Origin of the sequence: Leptotrichia sp. OH3620_COT-345 (assembly GCF_003932895.1) — a bacterium.
Classification (GTDB): Bacteria; Fusobacteriota; Fusobacteriia; order Fusobacteriales; family Leptotrichiaceae; genus Pseudoleptotrichia.
Genome location: NZ_RQYW01000188.1, coordinates 1 through 275 on the forward strand (window position 1 = coordinate 1; position 275 = coordinate 275).

Here is a 275-nt window from a genome sequence, read left to right on the forward strand (position 1 = left end):
AATAACAGATATTCTTCAAGCGGAAAAAGTACGGGAATAAATGCAGGAGCAACAGTAGGCTATGGGCATAAGTTACAGACAACGGGAAATGGTGGAAGCATATCGTTTAATAAAAGCAATATGAATACAACAGAAACTATTCATCATAACGGAAGTTTCTTAAATGTAAATGAAGTCCATAACAATACAAAGAATATGAAGTTAAAAGGTTTTAATCAGGAAGGCGGAACGGTAACAGGAAACATAAAAAACCTTGAGCTTGTATCAGTTCAGAA

1 protein-coding gene is annotated in these 275 nt (G+C 34.5%); it reads left to right on the plus strand.

The features are described from left to right. The coding region (locus tag EII29_RS11755) for a hemagglutinin repeat-containing protein (protein ID WP_148096453.1) at positions 1–275 on the plus strand (275 nt) is incomplete at both ends.